The organism is uncultured Friedmanniella sp., from assembly GCF_964244285.1.
Taxonomy (GTDB): Bacteria; Actinomycetota; Actinomycetes; order Propionibacteriales; family Propionibacteriaceae; genus Microlunatus.
In genome coordinates this window covers 1-13158 of the sequence record NZ_CAXTHT010000005.1, presented here as the reverse complement: position 1 = coordinate 13158, position 13158 = coordinate 1, and the positions used below count along the sequence as shown (strand labels likewise).

Sequence of the window (13158 nt, the reverse complement as noted above, 5' to 3'; positions counted from 1 at the left end):
AGCGGAGTGCGTCACGGCCCTGATGACAGTGACTGCCTTCAGTCTACCTCGGGACGTCAGCCGCTGTCATCACTATGCTGGCGGCCATGGTGCGATGGGAACCCGGCGCTCGGGAGCGGCTGCAGGCCGCCGCACTGGAGCTCTACGTCCACCAGGGTTACGAGCAGACCACCGCGGCCGAGATCGCCAGGGCCGTCGGACTGACCGAGCGGACGTTCTTCCGGCACTTCGCCGACAAGCGGGAGGTCCTCTTCCACGGCCAGGAGGAGTTCCGGCAGGTCTTCGTGAGCGGCGTCGTGTCGGCACCGGCAGGCGGCACCCCGCTGGAGCTGGTGGCCGCCGCCCTCGCGGCCGCGGCGACGTTCTTCCCCGACGAGCGCCGGTCCTACTCCCGGCTCCGCCAGCAGGTGATCGACGCGCACCCGGCCCTGCAGGAGCGCGAGCTGTTGAAGCTGGCGGCCGTGGCCGACGCGGTCGGGGCGGCCCTGCGTGACCGCGGGGTCGCCGAACCGGCCGCCACCCTCGCCGCCGAGTCGGGCCTCACCGTGTTCCGGGTGGCCTTCGTCGAGTGGCTGGCCGACGAGGGCCGGTCCATGCTCACCGTGGTGCGCGAGGTGCTGGGCGAGCTCGGGACCACCACCGCCGGCGCGGCCGGAGCCTTGCCGCCCGGATGAGCGATGTGCCCGCGGCGGTCCCGGTGCTGGTCGTGGGAGCCGGGCCGACCGGCCTCGCGCTGGCCCTGACCCTGACCCGGGCGGGGACCGCGGTCCGCGTCGTGGACCAGCGGACCGGCTCCGGCCGTGAGTCGCGAGCTCTCGACGTCCAAGCCCGCACCCTGGAGCTGTACCGCCAGCTCGGCGTGGCGGAGGCAGTGGTGGCCCGCGGCGTCCGGGTCGAGGTGGTCGCCGTCCGGGAGCACGGGCGCCGGCTGGCCGCCGTCGACGTGCGCGAGATCGGCGAGGGGGTCAGCCCGTACCCCTACCTGCTCTGCTGCCCCCAGGACGAGCACGAGGACGCTCTGGCCGAGGCCGTCACCGCGGCCGGGGTCCGGGTGGAGTGGGGCACCCGGCTGGAGGCGGCGGCCGAGGAGCGCGACCGGGTCCAGGTCCGGCTGAGCGGGCCCGCGGGCTCCGAGCAGCTAGGGGTCGGCTACCTGGCGGGCTGCGACGGGGCCCGCAGCACCGCTCGCGACCTCCTGGGGGTGGGCTTCGCGGGTCGGGCGACCGCGGGCAGCCCCGATCGGGGCAGCGAGCAGACCTACTTCGTCGCGGACGTGGCGGCGCCCTCAGCCCGGGTCGGCTCGTTCACGTTCTGCCTGAGCGCGGCGGACTTCGTGCTGGCCGTGCCGGCGCGGCGGGGCGGCACCGAACGGCTGGTCGGACTCGTCCCTCCGGGTCTGGCCGACCGCGACGATCTGGCCTTCGACGCGCTGCGCCCGATGGTCGAGATGGCGACCGGCGCGCCGGTGGGGAGGGTGCGCTGGTTCTCGACCTACCGGGTCTCCTCGAGGGTCGCGGACCGGCTCCGCGTCGGCCGCTGCTTCCTGCTGGGCGACGCCGCGCACCTGCACAGCCCGCTCGGCGGCCAGGGCATGAACACCGGGATCGCGGACGCGGTGAACCTGGGCTGGAAGCTGGCCGCGGTCCTCGACGGCCGGGCCACGCCCGGTCTGCTCGACAGCTACGACGCCGAACGACGGCCGGTGGCCCGGCGGCTGGTCACAGGCGTCGACACGGCGTTCCGGCTGGTCGCCGGGCCCGGCCGGAGCTCAACCCTGGCCCGGCGGTTCGCGTTCGGCCGGCTGCTGCCGGCCCTGTTGCGGAGCCGGGCGCTCCGGCGGGCCGTGAGCGCGCGGGTCTCGCAGCTCGCCGTCCACTACCGCCGCGGTCCGCTGAGCGGCGGCCGAGCCGGCCGGGTCCGCGGCGGCGACCGGCTGCCGTGGGTGCCGCTGCCGGACGGCGCGAGCAACCACGACGCCCTCACGAGGCTGGACTGGCAGCTGCACGTGCACGGCGCGGCGACTCCGAGCGTCCGCCGGCTGGCCGGGGATCGAGGCCTCGGGCTCGACGTCCGGGCCTGGACCGCCGCCGCCCGGCGGGCCGGGTTCCGGCGGGATGCGCTCTACCTGGTCCGCCCGGACGGCTACGTCGCGGTCGCCTCCCCGGGCCGGGACCTGCGACGGCTCACCCGGCTGCTGGACCACTACCAGATCCGGCCCCGCGGCCAGGGCTGAGTGACGTCAGGCGGCCATCGACGACAGCTGCCGGACGACGTTGCGGGCAGCGACCCGGCCGGCCCGGTTGGCGCCGATGGTGCTGGCCGAAGGCCCGTAGCCCACCAGCTGCACGCGTGCGTCGAGGAGGGCCTGCGTCCCGTCGACCGCGATGCCGCCGGCCGCCGATCGCAGCCGCAGCGGGGCGAGGTGGCCGACGTCGGGCCGGAAGCCGGTCGCCCAGAGGATCGTGTCGGCCCGCAGCTCGGTGCCCTCAGCCCAGGCGACGCCCGTCGGGGTGATCCGGGCGAACATGGGTCGGCGCGCGTAGACCCCGCGGCGGGCCGCCGGCTGCTCCTGCTCGCGGAGGACGAGCCCGGTGGCGCTGACCACGCTGAGCGGCGGCAGCCCCTGCCGGACCCGGTCGGCCACCCGGCCCACCGCCTCCCGGCCGATCTCGGGGGTGAACGGATCGGTACGCCAGGCCGGCGGCCGCCGGGTGACCCAGGTGGTGGTCGCCACCTCGCTGATCTCGGCCAGCAGCTGCACCGCCGACGCCCCGCCGCCGACGACCACGACATGCTGACCAGCGAAGGCGGCCGGTCCGGGGTAGTCGTGGGTGTGCAGCTGCACGCCGCGGAAGAGCTCGGCGCCCGGGTAGCGCGGGACGAACGGCCGGGCCCAGGTACCGGACGCGTTCACCAGGGTCCGGGTGAGCCAGCTCTGCCCGGCGGCGACCACCCGGAGCAGCCCGTCCTCGGCCGGCTCGACGGCCCGGACCGCGACCGGTCGGCGCACCGCCAGCGCCACGTGCTGCTCGTACGCGGCGAAGTAGCGCGGGACGGCGACGTTCGCCGACTCCTCCGGTGAGCTCGTGGGCGGCTCGACCCCGGGCAGCGCGGCCACGCCGTGCACGTCGGCCATGGTGAGGGAGGACCAGCGGTGCTGCCAGGCGCCGCCCGGGGCCGGGTTCGCGTCCAGGACGAGGAAGTCCTCGCCGGGCACCAGACCGCGGTGGGCGAGGTGGTAGGCGGCGGACAGACCCGCCTGACCCGCCCCGACCACGATCGAGGACATCACCCCTGCCATGTCGGGGGAACGGCACCGGAGTCCCGGTTCTTCCCGGGCGGCCGAGCCGTCGGGCGGCCTCCTACGCTGTGGCGGGTGACCCCCGACGACCTCGACCTGCTGCGGACCGTCTCGCCCCCGTCGCTGACCCCGGACGGCCGGACCGCGTTCTTCGCGGTGACCCGGCCCAACGTCGGGGCCGACGCGTACGTCGGACAGCTCTGGCGCGCGCCGGTCGACGGTTCGCGACCGGCCGAGCGGCTGACGCTCGGGAGCCGCGACACCGTCCCGCACGTCTCCCCCGACGGCTCGCTGATCGCCTTCCTGCGCGCCACCGTCGACGGTCCCGCGCAGCTGCACGTCGTCCGGGCCGACGGCGGCGAGCCCGTGCGGCTGACCGACGCACCCCTCGGGGTCGGCGAGCTCGCCTGGTCCGGCGACAGCACCCGCCTGGTCTACGTCGCCCGGGTGCCTGAGCCCGGTCGCTACGGCACGGTTGAGGGACTGTCCGCCGCGGCCGAGCCGCCGCGCCGGCTCGCCACCACCCGCTACCTGGCCAACGGCGTCGGTCACGTGACCGACCGGCGCGCCCAGCTGTTCACCGTCACCGTGCCCGACGTCGGCGCCGAGCCGGTGGTGCCGCGGGCACCGTCGGCCGACGAGCCCACGCCCGAGCAGCCGACAGGGCTGCCGGAGGCCGTCCAGCTGACGTTCGACGACGCCGACCACGAGGCTCCCTCGGTCACCGCCGACGGCTCGGTGACCTTCGTGGCCGCGCTCGACGACGGCCGGTCCGACGTGCTGCGGTCGGCGGCGTACCGGCTGGTGCTCGGCCCGGACGGCCGGCCCGGCGCGGTCACGCAGGTCGCCGGACCCGACCAGGGGTTGTTCGTCCACCAGGTCCGCGAGGTGACGGGACGGACCTGGCTGCTGGCCCAGGCCATCGACCCCGCCGGCGCTGACTTCGTCGGCGTCCACACCGCGCTCTACGTGCGGGAGGGGGACGCTGCACCCCGCCGGCTCACCGACCCGGAGACGGTCGACCTGCAGGGCTCGGCGATCGTGCCCGACGGCGAGGACGTGCTGGTGACTGAGGTCACCCGGGGCACCGTCGCGCTGCTGAGAGTGGATGCCGCGGGCCAGAGCCAGCGGCTCACCGACGGTCCGGTCGAGGTCATCGGGATGGCGGCGGCCGGCGGCCGGGTGGTGGCCACGTACGCCGACCCGCGGACCACCGGCGACGTGGCGGTGGTCGAGGAGGACGGGCTGCGGCCGCTGACGGACCTGTCGGCCCCACTGCGAGCCGCTGGCGTCCGTCCGCCGGAGGAGCTCGTCGTCCCGGCCCGGGACGGCGGCGAGGTGCACGGCTGGCTCCTCGAGCCGGCCGGCCCGGGGCCGCACCCGACCCTCCTGCTGATCCACGGCGGCCCGTTCGCCCAGTTCACCGGGTCACTGTTCGACGAGGCGCAGGTCTACGTCGGCGGCGGCTACGCCGTCGTGATGGGCAACCCCCGCGGTTCGGCCGGCTACGGACAGGCCCACGGCCGCAGCATCCGGCAGCGGCTGGGCACGGTCGACCTGACCGACGTCCTCGACCTCCTCGAGGGCGCGTTGGAGGCCCAACCGTCGCTCGACCGCGACCGGCTCGGGATCATGGGCGGCTCCTACGGCGGCTACCTGAGCGCCTGGACGATCGCCCACGACCACCGTTTCGCCGGCGCCATCGTCGAGCGCGGCTACCTCGACCCGGAGCTCTTCATCGGCACCTCCGACATCGGCACCTACTTCAGCGAGCAGTACACCGGCGACGACCCGGAGCAGCGACGCGCGCAGAGCCCGCAGGCCGTGGTGGACCAGGTGCGCACGCCCACCCTGGTGATCCACTCCGTGGACGACCTGCGCTGCCCGCTCTCCCAGGCCCAGCGCTACCACCTCGGCCTGGTCCGCGCCGGCGTCGAGACCGAGCTTTTGGTGTTCCCCGGCGAGAACCACGAGCTCAGCAGGTCCGGCCGCCCCCGGCACCGGGTTCAGCGTTTCATCGCCATCCTCGACTGGTGGTCGCGGTACCTGCCCATCTGAGCGGTTGACAAAGGTAGGTTCTCGCACATCACATTGTCGGACAGGTCCAGTCGCGTGTTTCCTCGTCAAACACGGTCAGGTCGCCGTTAAGTCATCTGACAAATGGTGACGCTAAGTCGCCTGCGACCGCGCCGAAGGCACCGTCGCGTCTCGACCTGCCGAGCATGACCACCGGCGACTGTCCGGCTAGGTCACTACGGGAACGGCCATCACAGCCCCCGCTAGTTCAGGGTGGCCCCCAGCACGACGAGCACGGGCATCCTTCTGATCGTGAAGCAGAGCGCACGGCCCGACTGGGTCACTCTGGGTGTAGCCACCACGCTGAGCCTCAGTACTGTGACGGCATGGAAACCCGCGCCGCCGTTGCAGGACTGGTCGCCCTCGCGCTTGGATGGCTAGTGGTAAACCATCTCCAAGCCGAGGCCCAGCAGCGCCGATGGAACGCTCCCCGCTGGACCGACGAAGCTCGGTGGGAACGATAAGCCGTCGCCGCGGCCCCGTCGGAGGGCCTGCCCGAGCCGCCAAAAAATTACGCGGGCCGTCACGCGTGGCCCAGAACCTGTTGGCCCGTGTTACCCCCTGGCCCCCCTCCCCATCCTGAGCGCGCAGCCGTACGGAAGCCGGTCGCCGTCACTCGGGGCGGGGGGCAGAGTCGTGCCGTAAACCCGCCAAACGTCGAGTCCTAACGGTTCCCCCCAGCTTTGATCGCAGTCGTCGCCGCAGACTCAGCTCGGCCAAGCGCGCCAGTTGCGGTTCATACATGAGAGCCAGGTCGGGGCGGCCCTGAATCCTCGTGAGCAGTTCGCGTCGCCGCTTCCGACGGACGAATATCCCTCGCATTCCCCAGTAAGCGCGCTTCCACATCGGCTCGGTATAGCGGTCGAAGCGAGAAGGCGCTGGGCGACCGGCAGGTAGCGGATTGTCAAGGGTGGGCGGTTCCCCTCCGTGCTCGAGGTGCCAGAGGTCGTCGAAGTCACGAGCGTCCTGGTCAACGGTGTAGACGCGGAGATTATTGAAGTGGCTGGTCCACTTCGCCATCGTCTGCTGCATCTCTCGCAGCGCCCTCGCTGCATCGTGAACGCCGTACTCTGTGAAGCGCATCAGGCCGAAGAGGAAGTTCAGGTCGAGGACGTACTTGAGGGGGGTCTGGACCTTGCCCCGGAAGTCCTTGAAGGTGACGGTGGCCGAGTAGGTCAGCGGCAGTCCCGACTTCTTGCGCTCATGGGAGATGTCGAACAGGGCACTGATCCTCTTCCCCGGCGGCATGGTGGGGATCCCGGTCTTGACCAAGACCGAGTCGGCGATGCTGTAGCCAGGGTGGTGCTCCGTCGACTCCAGGGGCGGGTCGAACATAACGTGCACATCTCTGGCCACGGTGGTTCCAGTGTTCTGGATCACCAACTCGATGGCGTTCTGCCAGGCGGGACTCGACTCGAAGTCCACGACGACGAAGGGCTGCGCCTGCTCTCTCCTCAGGCGTCGGGCCTGCAACACCTGTACCACTGCGAACACCACCGCGAACACCGTGATCACGGCTGAGAACGCCGTCGCCAAGGCTTCGACCGCCGCCCACTGATCCGGCGAGAGCACGTTCAGGAAGCTCAGGTCCATACCATTAACCTACGGTTAACCAGTGACAGGACCTCGCGCTGAGCTAGGGGGACCGGTACTCAACCACCGGCGGCGGGCGGGCTGGCCGCCGCCGGACTCATACTGCTGGGCATCGCCCTGCTCGGCGTGGTGACCGCTACGTCCGCGTCCTTGGTGATCGAGCAGGTAGCCGTCAAAGAGCTGTAAGAGACCGCCGGCCTCCGGGCCGAGACCCTTCACCAGAAGCTCGACGGACTATTGGTCCAACAGGACGGGGAGGCGAGCCGTCTCGAGCTCGGCCGACGTCAGGCATGATCGACGCCATGGCGAAAGTCGGAGCGGTGGTGCGGCGAGGTGAGGACTATGGCGTGGTGATCGCGGTCAGCGACACGGACTTCTCCGCCGCAAGGTCGAGTGGGCCGACGGCACCGTGGGTCACGGTCTCCGAAGTGGAGTGGGTCGACTCGCGGGAGTGGACTCGTCAGGTGGACGTTCTAGGCTTCCCGCCGAAGGTCCCATAACCTCCACGCCTCGTTCAACGTCAGGAACACCTGTGTGGCGGCCAGCGCGACAGCGTCCGGGTTGCGCGCGTGCGCAAAGTAGTTCTGACCATCGACCTGGGCCGTTTCGCCCCCGCGCAGGAGAGTCATCAGCAGCCTGTTATGCGCACTTCCGCTGCCGAGGGACCACTCCGTGCTCATCCCAAGTTGAAGAATGCCCTCCTTGTGCAGCAACTCCGCCGCAGCCGTGATCATGGCCGTGTCCACCAGGCGGTTGACGCAGTAGGACTGCATCAGCCCCTCGATCTGGTCGCGTCTCGTGGTGGTGGCGCGCCATCGGTCTCGCGTCGCTGCCTCCTGGGACTTGGCTTCTGAGATGAGATGTGGGCTCTTCAAGAGCCCTTCCAGGAAGCTGATCACCTCCCGGTGCTCTAGGTGGGCGACCTGCAAGGCGTGGCCAATCCGGACTTGCCGTGCAGTCGGAGCGAGGATATAGACCGCCTGGCAGGCTCCAAGTGCTCCCGAGCGAAGCAGTGTGAAGGGAGCCGCCGGAAGTGGCGGAGGCTCGGCGTCGCCCAGTCGGATCGCGGCGTCGAGGTGCTCGACTCCTTGGCAGAGCCCCCACCAGGCGAGCTGGCTCGCCTGGCATCTCGGGGAGCACTCGGTCATCGGCACCCACAGAGGATTGAGGGTGCACTGTCTCCACGACCGGGCTGGCGATACGCGCCCTCCAGCGTCCCACCGCGTCGGCGATGACCGCCATGCGGTCGCTCCAGGTGGTCACGCCCGGAACGCTAACTCAGGCAGCGAGCCTCGGCGCCATCGCGAGACCGATCAGCGGCGCGCCGCGTTGCGTGATCGGGCCCGAACGTGCGTTCTAATAAGAGCCATGGGCCAGAGCCGGAAAGACCGGGAATGGCCCCGACCGCGCACGACCCGGTTCGTCTGGATCAGCCAGCCCGGCCCGCAGGTGCCGCCAATGCAGGGCCTGGTGCTCGACTGGCGACGACAGTGGTACCGCTGGTCGGTTCTTTTGGTGACCGTGCGCGCCGACGGCCAAGGGCGCCCCGTCGTCGTGCAGGAGTGGGTCGAGGCCGAGCGTCTGACGCGGGTGCGCGCCGACCCGAACCGCCGTCAGCTCTGGTGATCGGTTCGGCTCTTGCCGGTTCGGTCACGCCGCGCGCGGCTCTGGTCTCGGTACGGTGTGCCGGGTGGAGTTGTACCTCGGAATCATCGGCGTGGGCGTTGGATCTGTCATCACCGGTCTGGTGGCGGTGAGTCTCGAGCTGATCCGTAATCGCCGCGAGGCGGCGTCCCGCCTGCTGGCGCGTCAGCAGGCTCAGGACCAACTACGCCACGACCAACTCGAAAGGCGCTACCAGGACAGGCAAGATGCGTACCTGATCTTCGAACGAGCCGTGCTGTCAGTCGAGCGCCACGCCCTTGCCCGCGAGATGCAAGGCGAGCCGTCGCCCTCCGACCTGGGGATGGACCAGGAGGAGAGCAAGTCCGTGACCGACGCCGTGATAGCCGTCGAGCTTCTCGCGGGCCGGGCGGCTCGTGAAGCAGCCCTCCGAGTAGTCGAGACGCTTAGTGGGTACGCATTCGACCATGGCGATGCGTCCTACGTAAGGTTCGCGTCGGCGAGGAACGACTTTCGCTCGGCCGTCCGACAAGATCTCGGAACGGAGGACCCGGTAACAAGTGATGAGACAGTTGGGAACCGCCTCGCTAGGCTCAAGCGAAGGGAGATCGGGTCAGGCTAGGGGCCGCGACCGCCGGCAGATGTTAGTTGGTAACGATGCCCTAATCGTTACACCACCAACCTGACACTGCTCTGCCGCTACCACCACCACAACTTCGCCGAACGTGGTTGGACCTGCGAGATCAACCCCGACGGCGTACCCCAGTGGCGGCCACCACGATGGGTCGACCCCGACCGCCACCCCCAGATCCACCACCGCATCCTCACCGCCCGAACCGGACGAAGGCGTCAACAGGCAGCCACCGCTGCGACGGAATCATGAGCGAACCGCACCTCGAGCCGCCGGCGGGTCGGCCCTAAAAGACATCTTCGGTTCGGGCTGGTGAAACTCCCCCCCCCGGGAAGCGCAGGCGGCCGTGCCCGCTCACCGAAGGTAGCTCGCCCGATTGAAGTCCACCACCTTCCCCGAGACCCACTCGACCGAAGGGTCGGTCAGGTCCGGCGACAGCGCCAGGCCCGTCGAGCACCTCTCAACCGGCGGAGCCGCCCCAGCCCGCCGGGTCGACCCCGCCCGGGATGACATCGGGTGAGCCGTACGGCTGCCGGGTGAGCACGAACGAGCCGAGGTCGAGGTGGCTGACCGTAGCGTCCGGGCCTCGGACCACCCTCAGCCGCTCGCCGGCGTAGTAGTCGTCCAGACCGGTCCAGGTGCCGACCGCCTCGGGTCGGAAGCGCGACTCGCGGCCGCGGGTTCCGAGCCTGACCAGCTCGAGGTGCCGGTCGGCCCGCAGCATCACGGCGAAGGGTGCCGCCCCCCAGTACCAGGGGCCGGTCAGGGCCAGCAGGTCGAGATCCACCTCCGGCAGCGGCGACCAGGTGCGGGGCGGCCGCGGCTCGGCATCCGCGACGATGCCGAGCAGGTCGGCGGCAATGCTGCCCACGGCAGGCCCCGAGGTGGCGTTGGCGAACACGACCACCCCGAGCCCGTCGGCGGCGGCACAGTCCAGGCCGGCCAGGAAGCCGGGCATGGAGCCGCCGTGCCCGACCAGCGGCCGGCCGGCGTCGCGGAGTTGCAGCCCCATCCCGTACCCGCTGCCGTCGTCGGCGGGTGGCGCCAGCGGTTCGCGCATCTGCGCCACCGAGTCCGCCGACAGCACCCGGTCGTCGCCGTCCAGCAGCAGGACCGCGAACCTGGTCAGGTCCTCGACCGTCGACCAGAGCTGCCCGGCCGGGGCCATCAGGTGAGTGTCCGGAGTCGGCTCCGGCAGCAGCACGTCCGCCCATGGGTGCACCGCCCAGCCGAGCGCGTGCGGCGCGGCCGGCATCAGGGTGGTCCGGCTCATCCCCAGCGGCGCCAGCACCTCCGCCGCCAGCACCTCGCCCCACGGCCGGCCGCGCACCGCCGCGACCAGGGCGCCGAGCAGAGCGAAGCCGGGGTTGGAGTAGTGGAAGCGCAGCCCGGGCGGGTGGGCCAGCGGCGTCGGGCCGAGCACGTCGGCGAGCTCGGGCCGCAGCTCGCCCGCCGTCCGCTCCCACCACGGTGACGGCGTCTCGGACGCGAGACCGGCCGTGTGCGACAGCAGCTGGCGGACGGTCCGGTCCCCGGCGACGGTGCCCGGCAGGTAGGTCTCCAGCGGCGCCGCCAGGTCGACCAGGCCCTCGTCGCGCAGCCGCAGCACCAGCACGGCGACGAAGGTCTTGGTGATCGAACCGATCCGGTACTGGGTGTCAGCCGTCGGCGGCGCCCCGTCGACCGACCCCCGCCCGCCGGACCACACCAGGACGCCGTCGCGGACAAGCCCGGCGGCCATGGACGGGGCCCGGCCCTCGGCCTGGCCGCGGGCCAGCCGGTGGTCCAGCGCCCGCACCGTGCCGGGCAGCAGTTCTGCTCGCGTCGTCATGGGAGAAGTCCACCACCGGCCACCGACAGTTCTCGGCAGCGCCTCAACCGACCCGGTCGACGTCGTGCCCGCGGATGCCCAGCATGAACAAGATGGCGTCCAGGTAGGGCACCGAGACCGTGGTGTCGGCCTGCGCACGCACCAGCGGCTTCGCGTTGAAGGCGATCCCGAGCCCTGCGGCCGCCAGCATGTCCAGGTCGTTCGCGCCGTCCCCGACGGCGACGGTCTGGGACAGCGGCACCCCCTCGGCCGCCGCGATCTCGGCCAGCAGCCGCGCCTTGCCTGGACGGTCGACCACCGTGCCCTCCACCTCCCCGGTCAGCCGGCCGTCGAGCACCCCGAGGGTGTTGGCGTAGGCGTAGTCGAGGTTCAGCTCGCGCCTCAGGCCGTCGGTGAACGCGGTGAAGCCACCGCTGACGATGGCCACGGTGAAGCCGAGCCGCTTCAGCGTCCGGACGAAGGTCCGCGCGCCGGGCGTCAGCCGGATCCGGTCCCGCGCCCGTGCGACCGCCGCCTCGTCCAGCCCGGCCAGCAGCCGGACCCGCGCCCGCAGCGACTCCTCGAAGTCGAGCTCACCGGCCATCGCCCGTCCGGTCACCGCCTCGACCTCGGCAAGCTGCCCGGCCTCCTCAGCGAGCAGCTCGATCACCTCGTCCGCGATCAGGGTGGAGTCCACGTCCATCACCACCAGCCGCTTGGCCCGACGCTCCAGCCCGTTGACCTGCACGGCCACGTCGACGCCGTGGTCCCGGGCCACCGCACCCAACGCGCGCCGCATCCCCTCGACGTCGCCGGCGATCACAACCAGGTCGTACGCCGTGACCGGCTCGGTGGCCAGCCTCACGATCCGGTCGATGTTGCCACCCGAGCCCGCGATCGCCTCTCCCACCGCGGCGAGTGCGGTGGCGGGCAGCGGCCGACCGAGCACGGTGACGGCGTGCCGCACCAGCGTCGCCCGGCGCGACCGTGCCTCCACCCGCTCGAAGTCGATCCGCAGCTCGTGATCGGCCCCCCAGGCCCGCACCGCAGCCCGAACGGCGCCCTCGTCCGCGGGCAGCCGGACGAGCACGTCCAGGGTCAGCCGCTCGCGGACCACCAGCTGCTCCAGGTCCTCCAGCACCGCGCCCGCGTCGCCGAGCAGCCGCAGCAGGTCCGCGGTCAGCTGCGGCCGGTCCCGGCCGTACACCCGGATCAGCAGCGGCAGCTCGGGCGCGTCCGGTGCGCTCGCACTCAGGCGGCCAGCGTCCACAGCAGCACCTCCGCCTCGACCAGCCCCGTCAGGGCCAACGGCGCCTCACCGGTGACCTGGACGGAGTCCCCGGCCCCGAGCCGACCGGCGCCCTCGAGCTCGACCTCGCCGCGGGCCACGTACAGGTGGGCGAGCGGGCCGGTGGGCAGCTCGCGGGTCACGCCGGCCGCCAGCACCGTGACCCACAGGGTGCTGCCCGCACTGCCCAGGCTGACCGCCGCGTCCGGGTGGCGCCCCGAGACGACCGGCAGCCACGACCTCGACAGCTCGGCCCGGTCCACCTCGCCCTGCCCGTAGGAGGGTGCGACCCCGGGCTCGTCGGGGCGCAGCCACATCTGGACGAAGTGCACCGGCACCGCCGGCCGGCCGGGATCGGTGCGGTAGGCGTCGTTCCGCTCGGCGTGCACGATCCCCGCTCCGGCGCTCATCCGCTGGGCCAGTCCCGGGACGACCACGCCGGCGTGGCCGCGGGAGTCGGTGTGCACCAGCGACCCGGACAGCACCCAGGTCAGGACCTCGGCGTCGGCGTGCGGGTGGTCGTCGAAGCCGCGACCGGCCAGGAGCCGTTCCTCGTTGCTGACCATCAGGACGCCGTGGCCGACCCGAACCGGGTCGTAGTGCTCGCCGAAGGAGAAGAGGTGCCGCGTCTGGATCCCCTCGACACGGGTGACGAACCGCTCGTGCGCACGACGCAGCAGCAGGACGGGGTCGCTCACGCGCCCAGTATCCCGGTCGACGCGCGGGTCCTGGTCAACGAGGCGGGGACACCGGCAGCCCGTCGTGCCTACTAGGGTCGGGACATGGCCAGCCGTCCCGTCCCCGACCCGATCGCGCCCGGCCAGGAGTCGGTCTGG

General features: G+C 72.0%; 11 protein-coding genes. 5 read left to right on the top strand and 6 right to left on the bottom strand.

The features are described from left to right. Positions 1–86 precede the first annotated feature (86 nt). Both ACFE7W_RS13190 and ACFE7W_RS13185 read left to right on the top strand, forming a co-directional pair. Positions 87–674 carry a TetR/AcrR family transcriptional regulator gene (locus tag ACFE7W_RS13190; protein WP_375425262.1) on the top strand — a complete coding sequence of 196 codons (588 nt, stop codon included), beginning with the start codon at positions 87–89 and terminating at the stop codon, positions 672–674. Next, positions 671–2233, top strand: coding sequence for an FAD-dependent monooxygenase (locus ACFE7W_RS13185; protein ID WP_375425261.1), 1563 nt, complete (start codon positions 671–673; stop codon positions 2231–2233). Before ACFE7W_RS13190 ends, ACFE7W_RS13185 begins: the two co-directional genes overlap by 4 nt. A gap of 6 nt (positions 2234–2239) precedes the next feature. Here the strand turns inward: ACFE7W_RS13185 and ACFE7W_RS13180 are convergent, their stop codons facing one another. Then, positions 2240–3301, bottom strand: a complete 1062-nt coding sequence (locus ACFE7W_RS13180) for an NAD(P)-binding domain-containing protein (protein ID WP_375425260.1) — start codon at positions 3299–3301, stop codon at positions 2240–2242. Positions 3302–3376: 75 nt separating this feature from the next. Between ACFE7W_RS13180 and ACFE7W_RS13175 the strand changes: the two genes are divergently transcribed. Then, a complete protein-coding gene (locus ACFE7W_RS13175; protein ID WP_375425259.1) occupies positions 3377–5359 on the top strand; it encodes a S9 family peptidase in 1983 nt (660 codons plus the stop codon). A gap of 630 nt (positions 5360–5989) precedes the next feature. Here the strand turns inward: ACFE7W_RS13175 and ACFE7W_RS13170 are convergent. Both ACFE7W_RS13170 and ACFE7W_RS13165 read right to left on the bottom strand, forming a co-directional pair. Further along, positions 5990–6970, bottom strand: coding sequence for a hypothetical protein (locus ACFE7W_RS13170; protein WP_375425258.1), 981 nt, complete (start codon positions 6968–6970; stop codon positions 5990–5992). Between the two features lie 473 nt (positions 6971–7443). Next, a complete protein-coding gene (locus ACFE7W_RS13165) occupies positions 7444–7869 on the bottom strand; it encodes a hypothetical protein (protein ID WP_375425257.1) in 426 nt (141 codons plus the stop codon). 469 nt (positions 7870–8338) lie between these two features. Between ACFE7W_RS13165 and ACFE7W_RS13160 the strand changes: the two genes are divergently transcribed. Both ACFE7W_RS13160 and ACFE7W_RS13155 read left to right on the top strand, forming a co-directional pair. Beyond that, positions 8339–8596, top strand: coding sequence for a hypothetical protein (locus tag ACFE7W_RS13160; RefSeq protein ID WP_375425256.1), 258 nt, complete (start codon positions 8339–8341; stop codon positions 8594–8596). Positions 8597–8660: 64 nt separating this feature from the next. Continuing rightward, the gene (locus ACFE7W_RS13155; RefSeq protein ID WP_375425255.1) at positions 8661–9215 is read left to right on the top strand and encodes a hypothetical protein; all 555 of its coding nucleotides are present in this window, start codon (positions 8661–8663) and stop codon (positions 9213–9215) included. 469 nt (positions 9216–9684) lie between these two features. Here ACFE7W_RS13155 and ACFE7W_RS13150 read toward each other — a convergent pair whose 3' ends face one another. Genes ACFE7W_RS13150 through ACFE7W_RS13140 form a run of 3 tightly spaced genes read right to left on the bottom strand, consistent with a single transcriptional unit; the run spans position 9685 to position 13020 of the window. Then, a complete protein-coding gene (locus ACFE7W_RS13150; protein ID WP_375425254.1) occupies positions 9685–11055 on the bottom strand; it encodes a serine hydrolase domain-containing protein in 1371 nt (456 codons plus the stop codon). 43 nt (positions 11056–11098) lie between these two features. Continuing rightward, the gene (gene serB, locus ACFE7W_RS13145; protein WP_375425253.1) at positions 11099–12304 is read right to left on the bottom strand and encodes a phosphoserine phosphatase SerB; all 1206 of its coding nucleotides are present in this window, start codon (positions 12302–12304) and stop codon (positions 11099–11101) included. After that, positions 12286–13020 (bottom strand): pirin family protein, encoded by a 735-nt coding sequence (locus ACFE7W_RS13140; protein ID WP_375425252.1) that lies wholly within the window; start codon positions 13018–13020, stop codon positions 12286–12288. The genes serB and ACFE7W_RS13140 overlap by 19 nt, the downstream gene beginning before the upstream one ends. Positions 13021–13158 lie beyond the last annotated feature (138 nt).

Excerpts from the sequence above, each read along its gene's own strand:
- ACFE7W_RS13170 (WP_375425258.1), bottom strand. The coding sequence starts at position 6,970 with ATGGACCTGAGCTTCCTGAACGTGCTCTCGCCGGATCAGTGGGCGGCG.
- ACFE7W_RS13150 (WP_375425254.1), bottom strand. The coding sequence starts at position 11,055 with ATGACGACGCGAGCAGAACTGCTGCCCGGCACGGTGCGGGCGCTGGAC.
- ACFE7W_RS13180 (WP_375425260.1), bottom strand. The coding sequence starts at position 3,301 with ATGGCAGGGGTGATGTCCTCGATCGTGGTCGGGGCGGGTCAGGCGGGT.
- ACFE7W_RS13185 (WP_375425261.1), top strand. The coding sequence starts at position 671 with ATGAGCGATGTGCCCGCGGCGGTCCCGGTGCTGGTCGTGGGAGCCGGG.
- ACFE7W_RS13160 (WP_375425256.1), top strand. The coding sequence starts at position 8,339 with ATGGGCCAGAGCCGGAAAGACCGGGAATGGCCCCGACCGCGCACGACC.
- ACFE7W_RS13190 (WP_375425262.1), top strand. The coding sequence starts at position 87 with ATGGTGCGATGGGAACCCGGCGCTCGGGAGCGGCTGCAGGCCGCCGCA.